The 23137-nt window shown below is 59.4% G+C and carries 17 protein-coding genes; 9 read left to right on the top strand and 8 right to left on the bottom strand.

From position 1 onward, the window contains the following. Positions 1-274: 274 nt before the first annotated feature. The 4 genes from Mal15_RS16350 to mch all read right to left on the bottom strand — a co-directional run bounded on the left by Mal15_RS16350 (position 275) and on the right by mch (position 6183). Positions 275-1639, bottom strand: coding sequence for a rhomboid family intramembrane serine protease (locus Mal15_RS16350; protein ID WP_147868743.1), 1365 nt, complete (start codon positions 1637-1639; stop codon positions 275-277). Between the two features lie 964 nt (positions 1640-2603). Continuing rightward, on the bottom strand, positions 2604-4304 hold the full coding sequence (locus tag Mal15_RS16345) for a fatty acid CoA ligase family protein (RefSeq protein WP_147868742.1): 1701 nt from the start codon (positions 4302-4304) through the stop codon (positions 2604-2606). Further along, positions 4301-5230, bottom strand: coding sequence for an ATP-grasp domain-containing protein (locus Mal15_RS16340; protein WP_147868741.1), 930 nt, complete (start codon positions 5228-5230; stop codon positions 4301-4303). Before Mal15_RS16340 ends, Mal15_RS16345 begins: the two co-directional genes overlap by 4 nt. After that, positions 5227-6183, bottom strand: a complete 957-nt coding sequence (gene mch, locus Mal15_RS16335; protein WP_147868740.1) for a methenyltetrahydromethanopterin cyclohydrolase — start codon at positions 6181-6183, stop codon at positions 5227-5229. The genes Mal15_RS16340 and mch overlap by 4 nt, the downstream gene beginning before the upstream one ends. Positions 6184-6573: 390 nt before the next feature. Here mch and def point away from each other — a divergent pair, with 390 nt between their 5' ends. Then, positions 6574-7158: a peptide deformylase gene (def, locus tag Mal15_RS16330; protein ID WP_147868739.1), complete on the top strand. Its 585-nt coding sequence runs from the start codon at positions 6574-6576 to the stop codon at positions 7156-7158. Between the two features lie 255 nt (positions 7159-7413). After that, positions 7414-8367 (top strand): methionyl-tRNA formyltransferase, encoded by a 954-nt coding sequence (fmt, locus tag Mal15_RS16325; RefSeq protein WP_261344628.1) that lies wholly within the window; start codon positions 7414-7416, stop codon positions 8365-8367. A gap of 795 nt (positions 8368-9162) precedes the next feature. On the opposite strand, the gene Mal15_RS16320 is transcribed toward fmt, so the two are convergent. Continuing rightward, complete coding sequence (locus Mal15_RS16320) at positions 9163-10650, bottom strand: sigma-54-dependent transcriptional regulator (RefSeq protein ID WP_147868738.1); 1488 nt, start codon at positions 10648-10650, stop codon at positions 9163-9165. Between the two features lie 10 nt (positions 10651-10660). Next, complete coding sequence (gene carB / locus Mal15_RS16315) at positions 10661-13906, bottom strand: carbamoyl-phosphate synthase large subunit (RefSeq protein ID WP_147868737.1); 3246 nt, start codon at positions 13904-13906, stop codon at positions 10661-10663. A gap of 444 nt (positions 13907-14350) precedes the next feature. Here carB and Mal15_RS16310 point away from each other — a divergent pair, with 444 nt between their 5' ends. From Mal15_RS16310 to Mal15_RS16280, 7 genes are all read left to right on the top strand, one after another. Continuing rightward, positions 14351-15721, top strand: a complete 1371-nt coding sequence (locus Mal15_RS16310; RefSeq protein ID WP_147868736.1) for an MFS transporter — start codon at positions 14351-14353, stop codon at positions 15719-15721. Positions 15722-15867: 146 nt separating this feature from the next. Next, positions 15868-16026: a hypothetical protein gene (locus tag Mal15_RS34690; protein ID WP_233903494.1), complete on the top strand. Its 159-nt coding sequence runs from the start codon at positions 15868-15870 to the stop codon at positions 16024-16026. A 13-nt stretch (positions 16027-16039) separates the two neighbouring features. Then, on the top strand, positions 16040-16891 hold the full coding sequence (locus Mal15_RS16300) for an SMC-Scp complex subunit ScpB (protein WP_147868735.1): 852 nt from the start codon (positions 16040-16042) through the stop codon (positions 16889-16891). A gap of 405 nt (positions 16892-17296) precedes the next feature. Further along, positions 17297-18562, top strand: coding sequence for a sensor histidine kinase (locus Mal15_RS16295; protein WP_167546854.1), 1266 nt, complete (start codon positions 17297-17299; stop codon positions 18560-18562). 109 nt (positions 18563-18671) lie between these two features. Continuing rightward, complete coding sequence (locus tag Mal15_RS16290; RefSeq protein WP_147868733.1) at positions 18672-19052, top strand: hypothetical protein; 381 nt, start codon at positions 18672-18674, stop codon at positions 19050-19052. Further along, complete coding sequence (locus Mal15_RS16285; RefSeq protein ID WP_147868732.1) at positions 19052-20107, top strand: hypothetical protein; 1056 nt, start codon at positions 19052-19054, stop codon at positions 20105-20107. The genes Mal15_RS16290 and Mal15_RS16285 overlap by 1 nt, the downstream gene beginning before the upstream one ends. A 5-nt stretch (positions 20108-20112) precedes the next feature. After that, positions 20113-21495 (top strand): MBOAT family O-acyltransferase, encoded by a 1383-nt coding sequence (locus Mal15_RS16280; protein WP_147868731.1) that lies wholly within the window; start codon positions 20113-20115, stop codon positions 21493-21495. Positions 21496-21625: 130 nt separating this feature from the next. On the opposite strand, the gene Mal15_RS16275 is transcribed toward Mal15_RS16280, so the two are convergent. Both Mal15_RS16275 and Mal15_RS16270 read right to left on the bottom strand, forming a co-directional pair. Then, positions 21626-22369, bottom strand: coding sequence for a hypothetical protein (locus Mal15_RS16275; RefSeq protein WP_147868730.1), 744 nt, complete (start codon positions 22367-22369; stop codon positions 21626-21628). 78 nt (positions 22370-22447) lie between these two features. Continuing rightward, on the bottom strand, positions 22448-23056 hold the full coding sequence (locus Mal15_RS16270) for a hypothetical protein (RefSeq protein WP_390623535.1): 609 nt from the start codon (positions 23054-23056) through the stop codon (positions 22448-22450). Between the last annotated feature and the right edge of the window lie 81 nt (positions 23057-23137).

Raw genomic sequence — 23137 nt, 5'->3', positions numbered from 1 at the left:
TGAGAATCCAAGCAAAATCATTCGCGAAGGAGAGTCGCCCCACCGCAGCCATCGGGCGACGAAACAAGAGTGACATCAGCCGATTCGCGCAAGCGTTCGGGCCCCAGCGTCACTGGAGGCCCGTAGGCTGGCGCCAAACGGCTGATCCCAAGAGGGTTTCGCGGAATCGAAAACGCCAAAGTCCTACGAACGAAAACGCGAACGAATCGAACGTTTTTGCACATCCCAGTCTGTGGCTGACGACGGGACACCCAATCGCCGCCTTGCAATCGAGTCAGACGCCACGCGCCACACTGAGCAATTCGTCACGTTTCCGCAGGCGGGCTTCTTTGTCGGGATCGATCACCTGGTCTTGCGGCGCGACGATCTTTTCCAGCGTCGCGATGGCATGATCGTTCCGCTTCAAGACACGCAGCTGAATCTGGGCCAACCGCAGACAGGCGTCGTCGGCCAGCGAACCACGTTTTTCAATCAAAATCGCCAACGGCCGAATCGCATCGACCCACTGTCGGTTGGAGCACAGCTGGGTGGCATAACGCATCAAGGTCGGTTCCGCCAAACCCGCTCCGATTGTTAACGCATCCAGCCGCAAGAACGCCTGCCCGGCGGCGTGCAAGTTGTTTGAATCCAAGCTTTGGCGGAGCACGTATGCCAAACGATTGAATTCCGGATGTGCCTGACATTTCTGGGCCACGTGCTCGGGCGTCACTTCGGTCGTCTTGCGTTTCTTTCGACGCGTCTTCTTTTTCGGTGCGATCGCCGTGGTCGCGGATGTCGCAGCGGCCGTTGCCCGTGCGGTTGCGGGTTTTCGTTTGGTGGACGCCAGCCCGATCCACTGGCTCTTGGATACATCGCCACCGGACACCTGCAACGCCTTTTCAACCGGGTTCTCGATCTCGTCGTACTTGTCCTGGTCACGCTGGCGTTGCTTTTCGCCGTACAGCAGCGGGTATTCCTGCAGCCAGTCATTGCGCGAGATCACGTCCCAGCCTTCGCAATCGATCTGGTCGGTCCGCAGATAATAAATCCCGATCGGGAACCCCATCAACGCTCCGATCACGTGTCCCATCGCGCCCGACATCGCGAACCCGCTGAACACGACGGTCAGAACGTCCATGCCGATAAAAAACACGCATATCGTGACGATGCGCGGTTCGGCGGTCCCAAAGAAAGGGAAGAAAAAGTAGAAGACACTGATCTCATTCTCCGGCGCCCAGATCAGCGCGATCACCATCAACGTCGAAATCACGCCCGATGCTCCGGCCGCTGCTTCCTGGCCGCCCATCAAAAACATCGGCACTTGAGCCACCGCCCCGATCAGCACACAGGACGCCAGATAGATCGCCAAGAAACGCGTGTTGCCGACCTTGCCTTCGACCACCAACCCGAAACAGAACAGGAAGAACATGTTGCCCATCAGGTGGAACGGGTCAAAATGCATAAAGTTGCCCGTCAGCCATTGCAGCGGATTGATCTGGTTGAACTGAATCAACAACCAATCGATCTGCTCCGGTTCCAAGTTCCCGATCAACACCTGGAACGTCGTCGCAAAGAAAATCACAACGTTCGTGACGATGATCCCGCCGGTCACCCATGGCAGATGGTATAGAGGCGCGTCAGTGCTGTAGGGGATGATCATGCAAACGACTCTGGAGTACCGACCTGCCCCGACGCCATGATGGTTAACCAAGATCGTGACGATCGGGGCAGCCTTGGGGATTCAAATCATACACCAACCGACTGCCACAACGAGTGTGTCGTCGGTCTCAGAAGTGATCGTGAACTCCACGTCCATGCTTGCCGTGTTCTGATCACCCGATGAGAGGTCGTGAGGTTGTGCACCTCGAAAAAATCGACCGTTGATGCTACTCAACTTCCCAGGGTTCGGGGCGAGTCGGAAAGTACCGCTGGAGCTCATTGACAACGCCGGAACGGCGGCTTTGCGGCGCCGATTCGCATTTTGCGATTCCGAGTTCCCTAGATGTCGCGGTGCACGAGGCATCCTTTAGCGGGGGCGATGCAGCCATAGTCATCGATTTAGCGGGATTTCGATTGGCATTGCCAGCCGAAAACAGTATCATTTACCGGCTGGTGTGACATATAGACACACTTCAAAGCATCGATTTTCGGGGCGATCGATCGGCTGGTGAGCCGCGAAAGTGCGGTCCTGCGGGACCGATTTCGCGAAATCAGCTGGCGAGGGATCGAACTCGCATCCGAGTCGGGGCAGCTCGGATGCGGGGCCCTCAGTCATCGCCTTCTTACTCCCGCCGTCTGCAGATTCGACGGTGAAATGGTTTCCCGAGCGACGAGCCCGACCTCGACGTGCCCTTTCTCCACGAGGTTGTGCGGTTTTTGGAAGAAACCCTCCAGGCAGGAAGGTCGAGCGCAGCGAGGTACGTAGGCGTCAAGTTAAGGTGTCGAGCCTCAAGCAATTGAAGTCACCCTCATCCCCAGCCCTTCTCCCCCGCAAAGCCGGGGAGAAGGGAGCCATCGTAAGTTGCGTAGACATCAATGCTTCCAAAGACGGGTTGGTCTTAACTTGATGCGTATGGGGTCGAGCGTCGCGAGGGGAGTGTTCACTGTGGTATGGCGGCTCAGAATCACTGCAGTTCCGCGGCAAGTTTTTCGCGAAAGATCTTGCTGTTGTGCCGGATGTCCACCGGCAGCGGTTCGTCGCGGATGATCACTTCTTGGATCGTTCGCGTGTTGGGGTTTCTGGCGGCCAGGTCTAGCAGTTGCTCCACCAGACGTTGCGATTCCTGGTTCGTCTTTGGCCAAAACTCTCGCAACGGTTCGATCAAAATGACCGGCGTTTGATGGCCTGGCTGGCCGCGACCGACCAGGGCCGATCGATAGACATGCTCGTGGGCGTTGAAGATCGCTTCGCAGGGGACGGTGTACCAGGTTTTTTTCCCGTTTCGAACGCGGTGCGCCTTTCGGCCACAGAACCAGAAGCGATCGTTTGCGTCCAAGTACCCGACGTCGCCCATGCGATGCCACACGGTGTCCCCATCGATGACTTTGTGCATCGCATTCTGGTCGCTGCGGACGACATACTTTCGCGTCACCATGGGGCCGGTGACCATCAATTCGCCGATCTTTCCCTTGGGCAGTTCGGTCACTTGATCGATCGTTTCGATCGGACCGTCGTCGATTTCGATCACCTTCCAGCGGACGTCCTGGAACCGGGTGCCGACACAGACGCCCTTGCCCTTGATCGCCGCCGGTCCGGTTTCCGCGATCACTTCGCGTGATTCGATCGACGCGATCGGAAGCGCTTCGGTCGCTCCGTAGGGCGTGAAAATCTCTCCGTCCTCGGCGATCAGCCCACGCAGTTTGGCCATCGTCGCCGCGGGCACGGGGGCGCCGGCCGAAAGCACGCGTCGCAACGTCGGAAACGGTTGCTTGACGGCATGTTGATCGCACCAACGCACGACGGTGTTCCACAGCGCGGGCGAACCGAATGCTTGATCGACTTCCCATTGTCGGGCAGCTTCGATCAATCGTTGCGGATCGACGTCCGCCGGACGTGTGGGATCCATGTCGGGGATGATGGTGGTGACTCCCATCACGGCATCGAACAGTCCGAACAGTGGGAAACAGGCCAGGTCGCGTGACCCACGATGGATGTCATAGCGTTCTCGGATCCGGTCGATTTGGGCGTGAAAGGTCCCGTGACTGTACAAGACGCCTTTGGGAGGTCCGGTGCTGCCGGTCGTGAAAATGATTGCCGCGGGATCGGGGCGATTGATCGTCGGCAGCGCCGTCGTCTTTCGTGGTGACGATTGGTCCTTGTCCGCACCATCGGCACCAAGCTGAATGATTTGGTCCAGGGTTTTCCCGCCCCAGAAATAGCGCCGTCCCAGCGTGACGTTCCAGGTCGCGGTCGGAAAGCGATGCCGCAGCAAGGTCCGGATCGCCTGGGCTTTGGGGATTCCGACGAACCCGTCCGGCCGCGCGTCGGAGAGGCACTTGACCAGGTGCTTTCGACCGATGCCCGGATCGATCAACACGACGATCACACCGGCTTTCAAAAGGGCGAACACCAACTCAATGAATTGCGCTCCGAAGGGCACCAGCATTGCCAAACGCATGCCGGGGCGGATTCCCCAGGCCACCAAGCCGCGTGCGATTCTCTCGGTCCGCTCGTCCAAGTTTTGAAACGTCGTCAGGGCGTAGCTGCGGTTTCCGTCGTTGGCGGGCGGTCCATTGGGCTGGGCGATGGCGATCGCACCGGGCGCCAAAGACGCAATCACGCGAAGCCGTGAAGCCACGTTCCCGTCTCGAACTTCGCTGCTCATGATGTCAACCTCTCGGATTCGGCCTCCAACGCCTCGATGACGGAATCGGCGATCGACCGGTCGATCACACTCTGCGCGCCTTTCCAACCCGGAATCGCATTGACCTCAAGGAACAACGGGGGGCCGTGGTCATTGTCGATCAAATCAACCGAGGCGAACACCAGACCGAACCGTTGGGTGATTTGCCGAGCCGTTGCTTCCAGCGTCGCATCGACTTCGAAACGTTGGCAATTGGCGCCTGCAGAAACATTGGAACGGAACGATCGCTCGTTGGAACGCCGCACGCCGTAAACCCGCCGGCCCACGACCAACAACCGCGTGTCGCGGCCGCCGGGAGAAATGAACGTCTGGATTTGCAGCACGGCGTCTAATTGTTCCAGCGTGGAGAAACTGTACCAGGCGAGTTGGGCGTCGCGGATCCGCATCACGCCGCGCCCTTCCCCGCCGAATATCGGCTTGACCACACAGTCACCGCCGAGTTCCTCGAACGCCTGCATGGCCTCGCGACGCGATTGTACGAAACGTGTCGGCGGCGTCGGGTAACCGGCGGCGACCAGCTTTGCCAAACTGGCAAATTTGTCGATCGACCATTCCAGCGCCCGCGGCGGATTGACGATCGCCGTCCGGTGTGGGATCAGTTGATCGGCAATCGCGTGCAGCATCGCCAAGCGGAACGTGATCTTCTCCATCGAACCGCCCGGCATCGTCCGTGTCAGGATCGCGTCATAATCGAGCAAGCGGCCCGCGTCACAGCGAAGCGACAGCGGTGATCCGGGACTCGCGACGCCGGCCGCCATCGATTCATACGACGCGATGTCCAATTGATGGCCTCGCCGCCGCGCCGCGCCGCGCAGTTGGTCGGCATGCCACCCGCTATCCGGTCCCAGCATCAGCAGCCGGCGTCGGGCGAGGGACACCGCGGTCATGTGCCGAACGACTCGCGCAAGATCTCCGTGACGATGCGACCGGCGGTGAAGGTTCGTCCCGAGCGGAGATTGTGCAGCGTCACCACCGCGGGGCTGAAGAGCGACGGGTCCACGGCATAAAAGTCGTGGTTGTAATCGGCGAAGATCGTTCGAAAGGGTCGGCCATGATCCGGCGACGCCGAGCTGGGGATCTTGTCCAAGATCGATTCGATCGCGTCATCGGGACAATCCACCCACAACGAAACGTTCGCGCCGTACAGCATCGCGTCGTTGGTTCGGCCGATCCCGCCAATCGTGTCGCCAGATTTGGCCGGCGGCGGCAAGGGAGCCGACCCGGTCGCAGAAACCACACTGCGGACGTCGAATTTCAAGTCGTCCAGTTTGTGCATTGCGGTTTCGACGCTGCGGGCAACAATCTGAATCGATCCAGCGATCGACGTGCTCGGGGCGACGGCAACGGTTACCGATTTTGCCGGCACCCCGCAGTCAGACGCAATCGATTCGATCGCTGATGCCGTCGGCAATTTGTCGGATTCCAAGACGCCGCAAGCCGCATCGGTGCGACTGTCCGAAAGTCCTTGCTCAATCAGCATCGCTTCCTTGCCACGCAGCAATCGCATCGGACCGCTGCCCATCGCGAAGTAGTCGTCGGATTGGACGGGCCAACCGGCGTACTGGCATCCCAGACAGCCCAGCCGCGGGAAATCCGTTTCAACAAACACGGTATTGGCGACGGCGTATCGAGCGGCGTCACACGGAACGATCGATACTCGCCCCAATCCGCCCATGCAGGCTCGAGCCAGCAACAAGCCGGCCCGAATCGATCCCGGGGTCTCGACGCCGAAATCCAACACATTCGCATCGGCGATCAAGTGACCCTGAACTCGCGCTTGTGGGTCGGCTGGCAGGCTGGACCAGAGTTCGGCGGCGGCTCGGTTCGGCGAGTGATCCATGGGCAAAGACAGTGATCGACGTGGGGGGGATCGAAAAGAGTTGCAGGAGTGACGCAATCCGGACAATGCAACGTTGTTGTGCACAAAACGTCGGGCATGCTGACCCGAGCGTAGCTACCTTCGCCAGAAGGTGGATCCCGTCGCTTTCCACGCTCTGGCGAGCGTAGCTACGTCAAAGTGCCGCTGCTACGGCTGGTTCTGCGGCATCCTCCGGTACAGGATCCTTGTCGACCGAACACGAACTGTCGAGAGGGGGGAGGTGAAATCCGCCTCGATGGCGCGCATTGTGGTGCTAGCCGGAATGACAAATCACGTCCGATCGGTCATCCTGTAGGGCTAGGACGTTGCCCGTCCGTTCGATCCATCTCATTGCGTTGTTTTCGGCTTGTCATGTCTTTGGAAATCATTTACTACCCCCACCCCACGCTTCGCTATGTCAGCAAGCCGATCAAACGCGTCGACGCGGAACTTCGGAAAATCGCCGACGAAATGCTGGAACTGATGTACCAGGCCAAGGGCGTCGGGTTGGCCGCCAACCAGGTCGATCTGCCGCTGAGGATGTTTGTCGCCAATCCTAGCGGCGAAAAAGGCAGCGGCGAAGAATTCGTGATTCTGAACCCCGAGGTCAGCCGTCCCAAGGGCAATGAGGTCGGCGAAGAAGGCTGTCTCAGTTTGCCGGGGCTGACCGGAGACGTCGTCCGCCCCAAATCGATCCGCATCAGCGCGTTCGATATCAAGGGGAACCAAATCGAAACGACGTTGGAAGGTTTCTTGGCCCGAATCTTTCTGCACGAAATCGACCACCTGGACGGGACCCTGTTTTTTGACCGAATGAGTGATCACGCGACCCAGGAATTGGAGGCCGGGATCGACGAACTGGAAACCGATTTTCGTTCCAAACAGGCGACCGGGTCGGTGCCTTCCGATCAAGAGTTGATCGCGCGATTGGCGGAGTGGACGCAGAAGTATTGCTGAATCCCGATTCGATCCACAACGACCAGCACGACGCGTAACGGCCGGTTGATTTAATCGTTTTCCATGAAAGAACAGGACAGTACGAGGCGCGAAGCACTCGCGAGTGGAGCCGCCTTGACCCTGGCTCGCGCCGCGGGCCGGTAAATCAATACGCCGCACGCGAGTGAGTTTTCTGCGTTGCGCGTGTCGATCGGAATTGATGTCAAGTATTCGTCGCGATCAACCGCACCCAGGTTTTAAACAGAGAGCATCACCTTGCGTATCATCACCATGGGAACCGGCCCGTTTGCCGTTCCCTCGTTTGAAGCCATCCGGCAATCCGACCAGACTCTGGTGTCGGTCGTCACCAAACCCGAACCACCGGTGAAAAGCCGCAAAGGCCCGCCACCGGCGCCCGTGCGTACCTGGGCCGCCGAGCACGGTTTGCCGATTCTGGATCCCGTCAACATCAACGAGGTTGATGCGATCAAACAGCTCCAATCGCTGCAGGCTGACCTGTTGGTCGTTTGCGACTACGGCCAAATCCTCAAGCCCGACGCGCTGGCCGCCGCAAAACTGGGTGGCATCAACCTGCACGGGTCATTGTTGCCCGCCTATCGCGGTGCCGCACCGGTCCAGCGAGCCCTGCTTGGCGGTGACGCCGAAACCGGGGTCAGCGTGATTCACATGACGCCGAAGCTGGACGGCGGCCCCATTCTTGCGACCCGCCGGACCGCGATTTCCGACGACGAAACCGCCGGGCAACTCGAACAGCGACTCTCACAGTTGGGCGTCGATCTGGTGCTTGAGTGTATCGACGCCCTGTCACGTTGGGATGGCGAGTCGGCGATGGGCGAAATCCAAGACCCGGCGCTCGCCACCAAGGCGCCGCGTTTAAGCAAAAAGGAAGCACAGATCGATTGGCGACGCGACCGGCGTGAGATCGATTGTCACGTCCGCGGCATGCAACCCTGGCCCGTCGCCTTCACGACCATCCAGGTCCGTGAGAACAAACCACCGCTGCGTTTGACGGTCCTCTCGGTGACGGCAGTCGAAGAGGACATCGAGGGATTGCAGCCCGGACAGATCTGCGGAGGCAAGCAGTTGGTGGTCGCGACTGGGGACGGTGCCTTGCGAATCGACTCGCTCTGTCCGGCCGGCAAACGCGAAATGAGCGGCGAAGAATTTCAACGCGGCTACCAGCTGCCCCGAGGATCGCAGTTTCAGTAGCCGCGAGGGTGCATCACCGTTGTCACCCTTGTTCCCGGGCTCCCGCCTGGGAACACACGGTCTCGGAGGCTCCGCCTTGCGACGGGCGGGATCGTGGCGGAGCCACCATTCACTCGCGATCCAAGGCAGGAGCCTTGGAACGAGTTGCGGGGGTGCATCACCCTTGTTCCCGGGCTCCGCCTGGGAACACACGGTCTCGGAGGCTCCGCCTCGCGGCGGGCGGGATCGTGGCGGAGCCACCAGCGACTCGCGTTCCAAGGCAGGAGCCTTGGAACGAGTTGGTTGGGTGCATCACCCTTGTTCCCGGGCTCCGCCTGGGAACACACGGTCTCGGAGGCTCCGCCTCGCGGCGGGCGGGATCGTGGCGGAGCCACCAGCGACTCGCGTTCCAAGGCAGGAGCCTTGGAACGAGTTGGTTGGGTGCATCACCCTTGTTCCCGGGCTCCGCCTGGGAACACACGGTCTCGGAGGCTCCGCCTCGCGGCGGGCGGGATCGTGGCGGAGCCACCAGCGACTCGCGTTCCAAGGCAGGAGCCTTGGAACGAGTTGGTTGGGTGCATCACCCTTGTTCCCGGGCTCCGCCTGGGAACACACGGTCTCGGAGGCTCCGCCTTGTGGCGGACGGGGGCGTGGCGGAGCCACCATTGAATCGCGTTCCAAGGCAGGAGCCTTGGAACGAGTTGTTTGGGCAGGAGCCTTGGAACGCGTTGTTTGGGCAGGAGCCTTGGAACGAGTTGGTTGGGCAGGAGCCTTGGAACGAGTTGGTTTGGGGCGGGACGCTCGGAACGAGCTGGGTTAATCAGCGTCGGAGTCACCGTCGCTCGCGGTGTCCTCTTCGTCGCTTTCTTTTTTGTATTGATCCAAGCGGCGGTACAACGTTCGGGCACCGATGCCAAGGATCTTGGCGGCTTCCTCGCGATTGTCGTTGGTCAATTGCAACGTCTTTTCGATCGCCCAGCGTTCGATCACGCTCAGCGGTTGGCCGACCAGGCTCGACTCGGCATCCGCACTGATCGCGGGCAATTCCATCTCTTCCGCACCGTGATCGGTCGCCTGATCGTCGACCAATTCCGGCGGCAGGTCGTCGACATCCAGTTTGCCGTCGGTGTCGAGCACGACCATCATTTCGACAAAGTTCCGTAGCTCGCGAACGTTCCCCGGCCAGTCATAGGCAAAGAAACGTTTGGTCACCGCGGGTGTGAAGTGTGCCGCCGGTTTGTCGTGGCGACGCAAGAACATTTTGCGAAAGTGATCCATCAACGGGATCACGTCTTCGCGGCGTTCCCGCAGCGCCGGCAATTCGACCGTCACGACCTTCAAACGAAAATAGAGGTCGCTTCGAAACGTGCCGGCGTCGATCATTGTTTCCAACGGCCGGTTGGTTGCCGAGATCAATCGAACGTTGACCTTGATCGCCTTGTTGTCGCCGACGCGTGTGATTTTGCTTTCTTCCAACACCCGCAGCAGTTTGATCTGGGTACTCATCGGCATGTCGCCGACTTCGTCCAAAAACAGCGTGCCGCCGTTAGCGTATTCGAACGCGCCGACCCGGTCGGCATCGGCGCCGGTGAAGGCGCCTTTGACGTGACCGAACAGTTCGCTTTCGACCAGATTTTCGGCGATCGCGCCGGTGTTGATCGCGACGATCGATTTGTTTCGCCGCGGGCTGTTCTGGTGAACGGCTTGGGCGACGATCTCTTTGCCCGTTCCGTTTTCGCCGGTGATCAGCACGGTGGCGTCGGTCGCGGCGATTCGCCGCAAGCGGTCGATCACCTGCTGCATCTTCTTGCTGGTGTAGACGATGCCTTCGAATCCGAACCGCTCGTCCAATCGCGACATCAGTTCGGTGTTCTGGCGTCGCAAACTGACCGCGCCGACGGCTTTTTCGACGATCGCTCGCAAGCGGCTCGGCGTGATCGGTTTTTCCAGGAAATTGAACGCGCCCTGCTGCATCGCTTCGACGGCGATCGGGACGGTGGCGTGTCCGGTCACCATCACCACTTCGGCGTCGGGCAACCGCTGGCCGGCCAGCTTCAGCAACTTCATCCCGTCGACATCGTTCATCACCATGTCGGTGATGATGATGTCGAACGTGTCACGCTCGATCAACGTGGCCGCTTCGGGGCCGCTGGTGGCGACCGTGCATTTGTATCCGACCTTTTCCAAGCTTTCCGTCATCGCCCGGGCGTGAGCCGCTTCGTTGTCGACGACCAGCAATCGGAACGTCGACGGATCGTAGTCCGGTTTACCGGTGGACTTTTTCGGCGATTGGGAATCAGACATCGCGATCGATTTACTCCGCGTAGCGTTCTTGCAGCGACTGCACCGTCATCACGTCGTCTCGAATGGCTTGCATCGCACGCACGGCGGCTTCGGCGGCCGCGATCGTCGTGATGCAGGGTACGCCTTGTTGGACCGCCGCGGCGCGGATCCGGCCCTCGTCCGTTCGGGCACCCTTGCCGTTGGGCGTGTTCATGATCAACGCCACGTCTTCGTTCTTCAGATAGTCGATCAGGTTGGGTTGCCCCTCGGCCAGTTTCTTGATGCGGGTCACCGGAACCCCTTCGGATTCCAGTCGAGCCGCGGTGCCGCTGGTCGCCAGGATTTCAAACCCGAGTGCGCGGAGGTCCTTGCCCAGGCTGACGGCCGAATCCTTGTGCCGCGAACTCAGGCTGACGAAGATCTTGCCCTCGGTAGGCAGCGTCACGCCGGCGGCGAGCTGGCTTTTGGCAAAGGCCAAGGGGAACTTTTTGCTGATGCCCATCACTTCGCCGGTGCTGCGCATTTCGGGGCCGAGCACGATATCGACGCCGGCAAACTTGCGGAACGGAAACACGCTTTCCTTGATCGAAACGTGCTTGGGGATCGGTTCTTGTGTGATCCCCAGTTGCGACAGCGTCATTCCGGTCATGACCTTGGTCGCCAAGTTGGCGACGGGAATCCCGGTCGCTTTGGCGACGAACGGCACGGTACGACTGGCTCTCGGATTGACCTCCAAGATGTACACGGTCGGGCCGCTCTCTTCGTTCTTGATGGCGAATTGAATGTTCATCAGGCCGACGACATTCAACGACTTGGCCAATTTGATCGTCGCTTCACGTAGTTCGTCCAGCACGTGCGGCGGGATGGAGAACGGGGGGATCGCACAGGCCGAGTCGCCGCTGTGCACGCCGGCTTCCTCGATGTGTTCCATGATCCCCATGATCACGGCTTCTTCACCGTCGCAGATCGCGTCGACATCGACTTCGGTGGCGTCCTCCAAGAAGCGGTCGATCAACACCGGCTGGCCGTCGGCGACGATAAACGCTTCGGCGACGTAGCGTTCGAATTGTGACTTGTCGTAGCAGATCTCCATCGCGCGACCGCCCAGGACGAAACTGGGGCGGACCAGCGCCGGATAGCCGATGCGTTTAACTTCCTTGCGCGCCTCTTCCATATTGCGGGCGATGCCGCTGGGCGGTTGCCGCAGCTGCAATTCGTTGATCAACGCTTGGAATCGTTCGCGGTCCTCGGTCGATTCGATCGTGTCGACGCTGGTACCGATGATCGGCACGCCGGCTTCTTGCAACCCGCGGGCGAGGTTCAGCGGCGTTTGCCCGCCGAATTGAACGATCACGCCGTCCGGCCGGGTCGCATCGCAGATATTCAGCACGTCTTCGATCGTCAGCGGTTCAAAGAACAGGATGTCCGAGGTGTCGTAGTCCGTGCTGACCGTTTCGGGGTTGCTGTTGACCATGATCGATTCGTAACCGATCTCGCGAAGTGCGAAACTGGCATGGCAGCAGCAATAGTCGAACTCGATGCCTTGTCCGATTCGGTTCGGCCCGCCGCCGAGAATCACGACACGCTTTTGATCCTGCTTGGGCGGCAGTTCGTCTTCGATTTCGTAGGTGCTGTAGTAGTACGGCGTGTAGGCTTCGAATTCGGCGGCACAGGTATCGACACTCTTGAAGACCGGCCGGATTCCCAATTCCAATCGCCGCTCTCGGACCTTCAATTCGGTCGAGGACAGCATGTGTGCGATTTGGCGGTCCGAGAATCCGTCGCGTTTGGCGTTCCACATTTGGTCACGGTCGATCGCGTCGAGTGACCCCAGGGCGCGGATCCGGTCCTCGTGTTCGATGATCTGTGACAAGTGATCCAGGAACCACGGATCGATGTGCGTCAGCGAATGGACTTCCTGGGCCGACAGACCGGCCTTGATCGCGTAACGCAGATAGAAGACGCGTTCGGCGTTGGGCGTTCCCAGCTTGGCGCGGATGGTGTCCAGATCGGGTTGTTCGTCGGTGCCCCACAGGTCGCGGTTGTCGCTGCCCAGTCCGAAGGCGCCGACTTCCAGTCCCCGCATCGCTTTTTGCAACGATTCGCGGAACGTCCGTCCGATCGCCATCGTTTCGCCGACGCTTTTCATTTGCGTCATCAACGTGGCGTCGGCCTCGGGGAATTTTTCGAACGCGAACCGAGGGATCTTGGTCACGACATAATCGATCGTCGGCTCAAAGCAGGCCTTGGTCTGTTTGGTGATGTCGTTGGGCAGTTCCCACAGCCGGTAACCGACGGCCAGCTTGGCGGCGATCTTGGCGATCGGGAACCCGGTCGCTTTGCTGGCCAGGGCACTGGAGCGACTGACGCGGGGGTTCATTTCGATCACGATCATGCGTCCGCTGGACGGATCGATCGCGAATTGGATGTTGCTGCCGCCGGTTTCGACACCGATTTCGCGGATCACGGCCAGCGAGGCGTCGCGCATCCGCTGGTATTCCTTGTCGCTGAGCGTCTGGGCCGGGGCGACGGTGATCGAGTCCCCGGTGTGGACGCCCATCGGGTCAAAGTTTTCGATGCTGCAGATGATCACGACGTTGTCGTCTTTGTCGCGCATCACCTCCATTTCGTATTCTTTCCAGCCGATGATCGATTCTTCGATCAGGACTTCGGTGACCGGCGATTGATCCAGGCCGCTTTTGACCAGGGCGTCGAAGTCGTCCTTGTTGTAAGCGATCGCGCTGCCGCTGCCGCCCATCGTAAAACTGGGGCGGACGACGGCCGGCAAACCGACGTCTTCCATCGCCGCACGAGCTTCTTCGATGCTGTGCACGACGTGACCGCGGCAGACGTCCAGACCGATCTTTTCCATCGCCTCTTTGAACTGGTCGCGCTCCTCGGCCTTGGCGATCACCTTGGCGTCGGCGGCAATCATTTCGACGCCGTATTTCTCCAGCACGCCGTTGGCGTCCAGGTCCATCGCGACGTTCAGGCCGGTCTGCCCGCCCAGGGTCGGCAGCAACGCGTCGGGCCGTTCCTTTTCGATCACTTTTTCGACCATCTGCCAGGTCAGCGGTTCGATGTAGGTCGAATCCGCCGTCGCCGGGTCGGTCATGATGGTAGCCGGGTTGCTATTGACCAGCACGACCTCATACCCCTCTTCGCGGAGGGCTTTGCACGCCTGTGTGCCGGAATAGTCGAATTCGCAGGCTTGACCGATGATGATCGGCCCGCTGCCGATCAGGAGAATTTTCTTAATGTCGTCGCGTCGTGGCACGTCGTTTTCCGCGGAAGAACGTTGGGAATGCTAAATTTGCGGAAGGATATCAGATAAACCACCTGGTTGCGTAGGACGGGGACGGCGAAAAATCGGTCTGAAATCCGCCCGGAGCAACTCGATCTGTCGCAACGCTCGTGATCTTGCGGGATCTTGCGGTCGCCCCCGTCTTTCATGCTCGTCAATCAAACTTCTTCGGTTACCCGATGCGGTCGTTGACCTTGCCGCTTGTTGCGATGATCCCGGGCGGCCGGGGGCGATTGCGCCCGTGTCGAGAGTGCGAGCAACAAAAGACCGAGTTCTGCGTTAGAATCTGCCCGCTGCACTCGGTCACGCAATTTTGCTCGCTCCGCTTTTCAAGTCGGTGTCGACCGGCCGAGTGATCGCCATCACGTCCTCACGCCGTACCGCCCATCCCAGACATTCCAGTTCAGGCTGCCCTCAATGAATCCCACCGTTCGAATTCAGTTGTCCATCATGATGTTTCTGCAATTCTTCGTTTGGGGCGCCTGGTACGTGACGGCTCCGAATTATTTGGGGACGATCGGTTTTCAACCTGGGGATCTGGGCAACACCTACTCTGTCGGGCCGATCGCGGGACTGATCACACCGTTATTTGTGGGGCTGATTGCCGACCGTTTCTTCTCGGCACAACGCGTTTTGGCGGTCCTGCACATCCTCGGGGGGGTGATCATGTTCGCCGCGACGACGGTGATGCGGGGCGAGTCTCCCTCCCCGTCGGTGCTGAACTGGGGATTTTTTCTCGGCTACATGCTGACGTATTACCCGACGTTGGCGTTGACCAATACGATCGCGATGAAAAACATGACGGATCCGGAGAAGGAGTTTCCCGGGATTCGGGTGTTGGGAACGATCGGATGGATCGCCGCCGGGATCACGCTGACGATTTCGGGGTCGGAAACCAGCGTCCAAATGTTCTACATCGCCGGGGGAGCGGCGATCCTGCTCGGGCTGTTCAGTTTCGCATTGCCCGATACACCGCCGGCGGCCTCGGAGGAGAAGGTTTCGGTCCGTGAACTGTTCGGGCTTGACGCCTTGTCGCTGCTGAAAGATCGCTCCTATTTGGTCTTCATTTTGGCATCGATGCTGATTTGCATCCCGCTGGCGTTTTATTACCAAATCGCCAGTCGCGTGGTCGAGTTGGCCGAGCTGCCGATCGGCACGACAATGTCATACGGACAGATGTCCGAGATCTTCTTTATGCTCGTCATGCCGTTTTTCTTCAAACGCCTGGGCGTCAAATGGATGCTCGCGATCGGAATGGCGGCGTGGGTGATCCGTTACGGCTTGTTTTCCTTGGGGGCTCCCGATCAGATCCGCTGGATGATCATTTTGGGCGTCACCCTGCACGGAATCTGCTACGACTTTTTCTTTGTGACCGGTCAGATCTATACCGACCAAAAGGCACCCCCGCATGTTCGTGCTCAAGCCCAGGGCCTATTGGTCATGTTGACCTTGGGGTTGGGAATGATGATCGGCGCTCAGTTGGCCGGACGGATCGAAGCGACCCACACGCCCGACGAAGCGAAAGCTCTCAACGCGCAAGTGGTGGAAAAGACGGAGGCCATCGATGCCGCGATCGCGAACAACGAAGCGAGTGAGAGAATTGAACAGTTGACCGCCGAAAAAAATGAACTGCGGCATCAAGAACTAAAAGCGATCGAGTGGAAACAGCTGTGGGCCAAACCCGCGATCTTTGCGTTCGCCGTGTTGGGCGTCTTCGTGCTCCTGTTCAAGGACAACGGGGTGTCCGCTGCCAAACCGAACGACGTCAGCCCCGACAGTACTGTTTAACAATCGAAATGTCTGCCCCTTGCGATCCCCAGAATCGGTGTCAGTTGTGTGGTCGGCAGACCAGACGTGGAACGACCGAACACCACCTGATCCCACGATGTTGCCATCGCAACAAATGGTTCAAAAAGCGATTCTCTCGGGCCCGCATGCAACAGACGATCTCGGTGTGCCACGATTGCCACCGCTCGATTCATCGCTTCGTGCCTCGGGAGAAAGACCTGGGACGCTACCACAACACGGTCGAAACGCTGTTGGCACACGAACAGATCGGTCGTTTCGTGGCATGGGTTCGCGATCGAAACTAGGCAGGCTGAAACCATGAACGACGACGATGACGACCGGCTTGATCCTCCGCATACCAGCGACGATCCGAGCGGTGGGGCAAACGATGACGCGATGATCGATCAGGGATCGATCGAAGACGACGCACCCGCAGACGACTCGTTCGAGCAGGACGAGTCGGACTTCGGCGAGTTTTCGCTCGATGACATCGGAGCGGCCTACGCACGGGCCGCCGCCGCACACGATCCGGAAACCTTCGCCGCTCCCGAACCAGCGGCCGATGATGAACCCGATGACGATTCGCTCGCCGAGTCCTCGATGGAGGAACCGCTGGAGGAGGATGACGAAGCCGTTCATCCTGAAGGCATCATCGAAGCGGCGTTGTTCGTCGGGCATCCGGAAAACCAAGCCTTCACCGCCGCCCGACTCGCCTCATTGATGCGCGGCGTCACCGAAGAAGAGGTCGTAGAGATGATCGACAGCCTGAACCAATCCTACAAGTCGGCCGAGCAGGCGTTGCGGATCATCGAAGACGAAGGCGGCGGGTATCGAATGACGATCGCCCCGGCGGTGGAAAAAGTCCGTCACTCGTTTCTGGGCAGAGTCCGCGAAGCCCGGCTCAGCCAAGCCGCCGTCGAAGTCCTGTCGTTGGTCGCTTACCAACCCGGCGTCACCGCGCAAACTGTCCAGGATCAACGCGGCAAAGATAGCGGTTCACTCTTGAATCAACTCGTCCGCCGCCGTTTGTTGGAAATGAGACGCCAACAACCGGCCGATGGGGGACGAAAGGTGCCGCATTATTACCCCACCGAGCGATTCCTGACCCTGTTCGGGCTGGAGTCGTTGGAGGATCTGCCGCTGGTCGATGAGAGTTTCTTCGGGCAATAGGGGAGCGGCGCGTCCTTGGACGTAGCTACGCTCGCCAGAGCGTGGTGTCGCGCAAGTTATCCACCTTCTGGCGAAGGTAGCTACATTTAACCGGCGTTCGACGATGCACTTCGAACGAAATCCGGAAATTGCACCTCTGAGGGTGGTGCGGCCGGCAGTCCGCCGGCGTCGCCTTCCCCTGCCCCCCGGAATCGTCCTCGTAACCCCGCTGACCGGCCCGTTCAGTGAAGGCTTCGCCCCAGCGCCACAGGCGAAAACGGGCCTTCAAGATTCTTGGCGTGACCGCAAGAGCTAGGGTTCGGCAGTTTTTTCGCCATTTGTCTTTCGTCACCGCTCCGGTCGGCGAATTCCTGGGACACAACGGGGAATCCCATGCCAGCGGCGCCACTTCCTGAAAATGAGTCCGTGCGGATACAGACTCTGGTCGACTATCAAATTCTCGACACCTTGCCTGAGCAAGAGTATGACGACATCGTCGGGATTGCCGCTCGGATCTGCAAAACCCCGATCGCGCTGGTCAGCCTGATCGATGAGAATCGCCAATGGTTCAAGGCGCGCGTCGGAGTGGACGTCTCCCAGACCGATCGCTCGGCCGCCTTTTGTGCCCATGCCATTCTGAATCAACAGGAAGTCCTCTCCGTGCGCGACGCGACGCGAGACCCCAGGTTCCTGGACAATCCGCTGGTCACCGGCGCTCCGCACATTCGTTTCTATGCCGGTTCCCCGTTGGTCACGCCGGGCGGCATCGCGCTGGGGACGCTGTGCGTCATCGATTCGGTCCCCCGCGAGTTGTCCGACGAACAAATGACGTCGCTGAAGGCGCTGGGCCGACAAACGACATCGTTGATCGAGTTGCGAGGCCGGACGAACCAGCTGGAGAAATACCGTACGGAACTGGAACGCAGCAATGAAGCACTGCAAGAATTCGCCTACGCGGCATCACATGACCTGAAACAACCGATTCGCGGGATCGGATCGCTGACCGAGTTTTTCGTCGAAGATTACGGCGACCAATTGGAGGACGCCGCGAGGGAAAAGCTGGAACTGATTCGCCGACTGACCGATCGCGCCCAAACCATGATCGATCAAATGTTGCATTACGCGAGGGTCGGCTGCGTGAACGATCGCCGCGAGTCGGTCGACCTGAACGAAATCGTCGGCCACGTCAAAGAAAACCTGTTCACGCAGATCGCTTCGGGGCAGGTCGAAATCAACAGCATGTCGTTGCCGCCCGTCAGCGGCGAACCCGTGCTGTTCAACGAACTGGTGCAGAACTTGATTTCTAACGGCATCAAGTACAACGATCACGATTTCAAACGGATCGATATCGGATACGTGACCAAACAACTTTCGCAAGGCGACGATCCCGTGACGGCATTCTTCGTTGCCGACAACGGGATCGGGATCCCCGAACGGATGCGGTCGGATGTGTTTACCATATTCCGTCGCTTGCACGCCGCGGATGCCTATGGCGGTGGATCCGGCGCCGGGCTGACGATCGCGCGGAAAATCGTCGAAACCCACGGGGGTAACATCTGGATCGACCCCGGCTACCAAGGGGGCACGTGTTTCTGGTTCACCCTGGAGCCGAGCGAGGGCAACCTGGAACGAGAATTCCGCTACGACCAATGCCAGTCGCAGTACGCGGCTGGTGAGGTGGCGTTCAGCTAGTCGACTGGCGATCGAGCCGCGGCGTGACTACCCACCGCGGCGGCGTCCAAGTAGGATGAAACATTCGGTCTCTGTCGATTTCCCAATCCCGTTCCCACCGAGTTCTCCGATGCCCTCGCGGTTGCTCGCCACGTTGCTGGTTGCGTTTTTTCTGCCGATCGTCAGTTTGTCCGCGGCCAGTCCGGCGGGCCGCTGGGTCGGCAACTGGTCGTCATCATCGACCGGCCACCAAGGTCCGCTACGCGCCCGCATTCGCGTTGTCGATCACAACACGTACCGCGCCGTATTTGCCGGTCGGTTTGCCAAGGTGATTCCGTTTGTCTACCCCGCAAAACTTGAACGCATCCCGGGAAGCTACAATCAATACCGATCATCGACGCGTTTGCCGTTGCTGGGGGAATACCGGATGACGGCGACCGTAACGCCACACCATTTCAACGCGACGTTCAGCGGTAAGAAAGACGCGGGAGTCTTTCGCATGTCACGCTGATGCTGCGTCGATGGATCATCGGAGTTCTGGTCGGTACCGTCCTGGTCGGCGTGACCTCCCCATTGTTTGTTCGCAGCTATGTTCCGCGTGTCAACGATCCGGTGCGTGGAGTCGCTGTGCTGCAACCGGAGGCCCAATACCGTTGGCGAAGTGAAGGGTACGCGACGACGCGGATCGGTCCGATGGGGATGCCAGGGAAAACGTCGTTGCCGGCCGATGACCGAACCGCGATCCGACTGGCGTTGTGGGGTGATTCACAAGCCGAAGGCGTTTGCGTGGACGATCACGACAAGATCGCTGCCCAGGTGACACGCCTTGCATCCGACGAGATCCAGGTCTATCCCTTTGCGCGAAGCGGCGACGACTGCAACGACTGGATCCCACAAATCGCCGCGCTCGCAGAGAACACCGAAACCCGCGGTCGGATCGATGTCCACGTCTTATTGATCGTCGAGTGGTCGGATTGGTGCATCGAAATCGATGAGTCTCCTGAGTCGATTCCGGCGACGTTTTCGACAATCAGTGCCACCTTGCCCGCCTTTGTCATCCAAATGGCGCGCAACATCATTACCCGCGGTGATGGAACGACACGACGACTCCGATTCCGCCCCGGTCCGGTGGATGCCGTTTCGAATGAAAACGTCTCCGGGCCGGTCGATCAATCAAATGTCCGCATCGAGTCCCAGGCCAAGCTGCTCGCGTTGCAGTTGCAGCGGCTGCGGCAAAATTGCGACCAGCCCTGCATCTTCGTCTACGCGCCGATGATCCCGGCAATCGTCGATGGTCAGGTTCGCTGGAACGATCCCGACCAGCGGTTGTTTGAACGATTTCAACGCCGTTGTGCCGATCACGGTTTTTACTTCATCGACGGGCGGCCGGCGATGAAGTCCGCCGCGATCGAAGGCGAGTGGCCACGCGGGTTCCACAACGGCCAATTCGGTGTCGGGCACTACAACGCCACCGGAAACCGAATCATTGCGGAACGTCTGTTAGACGTCCGCGATTGGATCACGCCATCGGATGTAAGTTTGTCGCTCGACGAGGCGAAGGACTGACAACGATGCAGTTCACGCAAATCGAGTTTCTGCTGTTCCTGGGGTTGATCCTGCTGTCCGTCTGGCGTTGTCGCACGCGGGTGACGCGCAATCTGATTCTGCTCGCCGCCAGCTACTATTTCTATTCCTATTGGGACTACCGTTTTTGCGGGTTGCTGTTGCTGTCGACGATGGTCGACTATTTCGTGGCCGAGCGGATCGTGCATGCATCGGGTCGAAGGGCGAAACGCGCGTGGCTGTTGGTCAGCTTGTGCGTCAACCTGGGCGTCCTGGGGTTCTTCAAGTACTTCAACTTCTTCATCGACTCCGCCGCGGCCCTGTTTGAATCTTGGCAGTGGAACCCCGGGACGCTGAACATCATTCTGCCGGTTGGGATTTCGTTCTACACGTTTCAAACGCTCAGCTACACGATCGACGTCTATCGCGGGAAGATCCGGCCGTCGAAGTCCCTGTTGGACTTTGCGTTGTATGTCGCGTTCTTTCCCCAGTTGGTCGCCGGTCCGATCGTTCGCGCCTCGGAGTTGTTGCCGCAGCTTTCACAGCGACCGGAGTGGTCGGGGCGACGTTTTTACGGCGGGTTTCAGCTCGCGCTGTGCGGTCTGGTCAAAAAGGTGTTGTTGGCGGACCGATTGGGCGAAGTGGTCGACGTCGTGTTCGCCGCCCCGCAACTCTATGGCGGCCTGACCGTGTGGCTTGTCGTGATCGGGTACGCCGGGCAGATCTATTATGACTTTTCCGGTTACACCGACATCGCGATCGGGGTTGCCAAGATGTTGGGGTATCGATTTCCAAAGAACTTTCGGCACCCGTACCTTGCCACTAGCGTGGCCGACTTTTGGCACCGTTGGCACATGACGCTTTCGCGCTGGTTGCGCGACTACTTGTACATTCCGCTCGGCGGCAGCCGCTGCAGTTCGTTTCGCACGAATGTCAATTTGATCCTCACGATGGGTTTGGGCGGATTGTGGCATGGGGCCGCGTGGACGTTCGTGCTTTGGGGGCTGTGGCACGGCGCGGCACTGGTTTGCGAACGGGAACTCCGCAAGCGGATCGAGTTGCGCAAAGTCGTTTGGCTGGGGCGGCTGTCAACTTTGTTGGTCGTGCTATTCGGATGGGTGCTGTTTCGCAGTGCTTCGCTGGATCAGTTCACATCGGTCATCGGGCAACTGCTGTTTCTGTCTCCGGGAATCGCTTGGTATCCGCCGCTGACGATTTCCGCGATTACGATCATGGTGCTGGAACACGCCGCCTGGACCACGCGGTTAAGAATCGCGATGCGGTTGCGTGCCGACCGCTGGTACACCCCGGTCGCCACGACCGTGCTGGTCTGGTGCCTGCTGCTGTACGCACCGCGCGGATTCACACCGTTCGTGTACTTCCAGTTCTAAGTCATCAGCCCGCTACGACTTCGTTTCTCGCGCGTCCGGGGTGTTGCGCTGCGGTTTCAGGGGAGAACAGCTGGGGACAGCGGTTCTACACTTGGTGCCCGAATCAACCCCCGTCCCCTTTGGGATGGGGCTAGTGCAGGGAGATTGCTTCTTGGAGGGGGCGGAGGACGGCGCTGACCAGGTACTCGTCGACCAGGTCGCGGCAGAGCGCCGAGAGGCGGACGAATTCTTTGTCGAACGACTCTTCGGGTCCCAGGCTGTCGTACCGGCGGACCGTCAGGTACACGCTCAATTGGTCTTCGCTGTATTCGCCGGTGCGGACTTGGTAGGCGGTCGTCCGGGATTCAAAGCTGATCCGGCATTGCGTGCGGCACTCTTCGTCCAACGCGAACTGCAATGACGGTTCGTTGGACAGAACTTTGCCGTAGGGCAACGTCGTGAACCGCTCCAGCGCCGGAGCAACGCCGATCGCCTGATTCAGAATCTCGTTGTGGTTGCCGCGATAATTGAAATCGAATCCCAACATCACGCTCAGCGATTCACAATCCAGTGGTGTGATCGATAACTCGTAGGGCACCAACTCCAAAACACTGCGATGCTGTTCGATCGCGGCGTCAAGCGTCTCGGGGTTGACCGATCCGCTGTTCAGTCGTCGCGGTTCGATCGAGACCCAACGGTAGGAACCCTTTTCCTTTTCCTCTTCGAGCACAAATTCTGACTTCTCGCGCGAATAGAAGTTCAGCAACTGGGGGTAGCGACGCCGCACCTGTTCGAAATAGTGGAGCACGGACTCGCGATTTTGCGGCAGATCCATTTCGGTCGCCAAGTTCATGTTGAGATAAAAATCGTCGCTGAACATTCCGTAATCGCTCATCCGCTGCAGATTCCTTGTATTGATGGTGACTCCGACGGTGCCGTCGGAGAGAAGAGAAGTGACCGGCGACGGCCGTGGTTAGCGTGCGTGGACGACAACATCGTCAAAGGCATTCAGGTCGTCAAACGACCCCAGCCCGATGCGTCCGCCGGTAAACGTTTTGTCGAACACCTCCATATGCGGTTTGGACATGTCATCGAAAAAGATTGCGATCCGCCCCGTTTGGACATCACGGACCAGTTTGACCCGGTGCCATTGATCGTCCCACGGCGTTTCGCGTTGGTTGTCGGTCAATGCCAGACGTGGTGCTTCGTTGACGATCATGATTTGACCGCTGTGCGGGTCGGGGCGGGCCCCCAGGTGCACGTAATAAAAGTGCTGGTCATCGCGGTAATTGAAAAACACACAGCAATCGCGATGGTTGCCCGTGTCCTTGGTGCTTTTGACGCGAAAGTTGATTTCAAAGCTGCCCAGTTCCAAGTTCTTGACCAGCGCGACGTGCAGCGGGCTGCGGACCGGGGGCTTGTACTCGCTGGACCGATCGGTGATTTCGATCGTCATCGATCCGTCGCGCTCGCCGTGCTTCCAAGTGTTGGGATCGAGCATTTCCCAGCGTTCGGTGCCGGATTCGAAATCGTCTGAAAAGGCGGGTTCCTCGGCCCCGGCAATCCGACCGCCCCCGACCACCACGGCCAGAATCAGGACGGATAGGCTGGCAATCAGCGGCGTGACGCGTCGAGGGCACAAGGTGGATGTTCGGGGACAGAT

The organism is Stieleria maiorica (genome assembly GCF_008035925.1).
Classification (GTDB): Bacteria; Planctomycetota; Planctomycetia; order Pirellulales; family Pirellulaceae; genus Stieleria; species Stieleria maiorica.
The sequence above is the reverse complement of the archived record's forward strand: the minus strand, read 5'-3'. Positions and strand labels throughout refer to the sequence as shown.

Excerpts from the sequence above, each read along its gene's own strand:
- Mal15_RS16350 (WP_147868743.1), bottom strand. The coding sequence starts at position 1,639 with ATGATCATCCCCTACAGCACTGACGCGCCTCTATACCATCTGCCATGG.
- Mal15_RS16345 (WP_147868742.1), bottom strand. The coding sequence starts at position 4,304 with ATGAGCAGCGAAGTTCGAGACGGGAACGTGGCTTCACGGCTTCGCGTG.
- Mal15_RS16340 (WP_147868741.1), bottom strand. The coding sequence starts at position 5,230 with ATGACCGCGGTGTCCCTCGCCCGACGCCGGCTGCTGATGCTGGGACCG.
- mch (WP_147868740.1), bottom strand. The coding sequence starts at position 6,183 with ATGGATCACTCGCCGAACCGAGCCGCCGCCGAACTCTGGTCCAGCCTG.
- def (WP_147868739.1), top strand. The coding sequence starts at position 6,574 with ATGTCTTTGGAAATCATTTACTACCCCCACCCCACGCTTCGCTATGTC.
- Mal15_RS16320 (WP_147868738.1), bottom strand. The coding sequence starts at position 10,650 with ATGTCTGATTCCCAATCGCCGAAAAAGTCCACCGGTAAACCGGACTAC.
- Mal15_RS16310 (WP_147868736.1), top strand. The coding sequence starts at position 14,351 with ATGAATCCCACCGTTCGAATTCAGTTGTCCATCATGATGTTTCTGCAA.
- Mal15_RS34690 (WP_233903494.1), top strand. The coding sequence starts at position 15,868 with ATGCAACAGACGATCTCGGTGTGCCACGATTGCCACCGCTCGATTCAT.
- Mal15_RS16300 (WP_147868735.1), top strand. The coding sequence starts at position 16,040 with ATGAACGACGACGATGACGACCGGCTTGATCCTCCGCATACCAGCGAC.
- Mal15_RS16290 (WP_147868733.1), top strand. The coding sequence starts at position 18,672 with ATGCCCTCGCGGTTGCTCGCCACGTTGCTGGTTGCGTTTTTTCTGCCG.
- Mal15_RS16285 (WP_147868732.1), top strand. The coding sequence starts at position 19,052 with ATGCTGCGTCGATGGATCATCGGAGTTCTGGTCGGTACCGTCCTGGTC.
- Mal15_RS16280 (WP_147868731.1), top strand. The coding sequence starts at position 20,113 with ATGCAGTTCACGCAAATCGAGTTTCTGCTGTTCCTGGGGTTGATCCTG.
- Mal15_RS16275 (WP_147868730.1), bottom strand. The coding sequence starts at position 22,369 with ATGAGCGATTACGGAATGTTCAGCGACGATTTTTATCTCAACATGAAC.